Origin of the sequence: Burkholderia sp. Ac-20344 (genome assembly GCF_017104975.1) — a bacterium.
In the GTDB taxonomy this organism is placed as follows: Bacteria; Pseudomonadota; Gammaproteobacteria; order Burkholderiales; family Burkholderiaceae; genus Burkholderia.
The window spans coordinates 1-1,919 of sequence record NZ_JAAGPP010000332.1; the positions used below are offsets into that span (position 1 = coordinate 1).

Annotated in this window: 3 protein-coding genes; 1 reads left to right on the top strand and 2 read right to left on the bottom strand. The window is 66.6% G+C overall.

The features are described 5' to 3' along the window. Positions 1–609 (bottom strand): magnesium chelatase domain-containing protein (locus G3N64_RS38895; protein WP_277399164.1); only part of this gene is annotated, 609 nt, incomplete at its 3' end. A 299-nt stretch (positions 610–908) separates the two neighbouring features. Continuing rightward, positions 909–1,160 carry an accessory factor UbiK family protein gene (locus tag G3N64_RS38900; protein WP_006489451.1) on the bottom strand — a complete coding sequence of 84 codons (252 nt, stop codon included), beginning with the start codon at positions 1,158–1,160 and terminating at the stop codon, positions 909–911. A gap of 355 nt (positions 1,161–1,515) precedes the next feature. Between G3N64_RS38900 and G3N64_RS38905 the strand changes: the two genes are divergently transcribed. Further along, positions 1,516–1,854: a P-II family nitrogen regulator gene (locus tag G3N64_RS38905; protein ID WP_027789049.1), complete on the top strand. Its 339-nt coding sequence runs from the start codon at positions 1,516–1,518 to the stop codon at positions 1,852–1,854. The last annotated feature ends 65 nt before the right edge of the window (positions 1,855–1,919 follow it).

The following is a 1,919-nucleotide window of genomic DNA, read 5'->3' on the forward strand; positions in this document are numbered from 1 at the left end:
TGCGCACAGCGCGGGCAGGTCCGGCGCGCCGAACACGGTGACGCCCGGCACGAGCGCGGCCTCGGCGGCGCTGGCGAGCGGCAGGTACAGCTCGGGCGCGTTCGACGCGGCGGCGGGACCCGGCTCCGGGCCGGCCCCCTGGCCACCGTGGCCCGAATCGGAAAGCGTGCCGGAGCGCAAACCGGAAGCCGCGCCGCTTTCCGCAGCCTGCCAGTCCCGCGCGACACCGCACGCCATCGCGAACGCACCGCGCATCGGCCGCAGTGCGCCTGTCAGCGACAGCTCGCCCGCGAATTCGCGGCCGGCCAGCGCGTCGGCCGGGATCTGGCCGTTCGCGGCGAGGATGCCGAGCGCGATCGGCAGGTCGAACCGCCCCGATTCCTTCGGCAGGTCGGCCGGCGCGAGGTTGACGGTGATGCGCCGCACCGGGAATTCGAAGCCGCAGTTCTGCAGCGCCGCTCGGACGCGCTCGCGGCTTTCGCGGACTTCGAGATCGGGCAGGCCGACGATCGAGAACGACGGCAACCCGTTGGCGAGATGGACTTCGACGGTGACGTCCGGCGCGCGGCCGGAGGCGGGCGCGCGACTGCGCACCACGGCGAGCGACATGGCGAGGCTCCTGTAAACAAGGCGGACGGGCGACGGCCGTTCGGGGCCGCATGCCGCGGGAATCGGAGGAATCGGTGCGCGCTTGCCGGCGTGGCGCGGGAAAAGAACGAGGGACTGCGGAACGACGGACTGCGAAGAGCGGGGGTGCTGCGAAGAGCGATGAACAGCGAAGAGCGGGGGACTGCGGAGAACGACGGACGACGAAGAGCGGAGGCGACGTCGGTGCTTCAGGGCTTCAGGGCGAAGGGCGCAGGCCGCACGAGGCGGCCCGCGCCCGGACCTTGTGGCCGGGTAGGGCGTCAGGCTTGCGGCGCGGCGAGCTTCTGCTCGAGTTCCGCGACGCGTTTCTCGAGTTCCTCGAGGCGCACGCGGGTGCGGGCGAGCACCTGTGCCTGCGTGTCGAATTCCTCGCGCGTGACGAGATCGAGTTTCGAGAAGCCTTGCGACAGCATGGCCTTCACGTTGCGCTCGACGTCCTTGGCCGGCGAGTTTTTCAGCAGATCGCTGACGCGCGACTGCAGATCGTTGAAAACGTCGCTGGGTTGCTTCATGTGATTCCCCTTCCTTGCACAAAAAATGTGCATCTTCAGTTGCGTACGTGCCCATGATGCACGCATGACCGGAAATGGTGCGCCCGGGGCGCGAAATCCGGGCATGGCGCCCGCATGGGTGAATGCCCCGGCGATCCGGGACGTGCGTGCACTCTAGCAACGATCCTTTCGCCGCGCCAGCAAACCGGGCCACGTTGGCCATTCGGCCGGGCTTCCGCACCTTACATCAGGGGATACGACCCCGTGACGGAGCCCTTTGAAGCGGTGCTCGAACCGACATGGCATGCGAGTTGCTGAGAAGAGTCCGTTACAACATTCCAACCAATTCGACGGGACAACCCAGCGAGAGGACTTCATGAAACTCATTACCGCAATCATCAAGCCGTTCAAGCTCGATGAGACGCGCGAGGCGCTGTCGGCGCTTGGCGTCTCGGGCATCACGGTGACGGAGGTAAAAGGGTTCGGGCGCCAGAAGGGGCATACCGAGCTGTATCGCGGCGCCGAATACGTGGTCGATTTCCTGCCGAAGATGAAGATCGAGGCAGCCGTGTCCGACGATCTCGTCGACCAGGCGGTCGAGGCGATCGAGCGGGCCGCGCGCACCGGCAAGATCGGCGACGGCAAGATCTTCGTCACGGCGATCGAACAGGTGATCCGGATTCGCACCGGGGAGACAGGCGCAGACGCGCTGTAACAGAACAGACTAAAGACAAGCGACAAGAGGAAACCCAAGATGCGCAAACTTCTGATGTCCCTGCT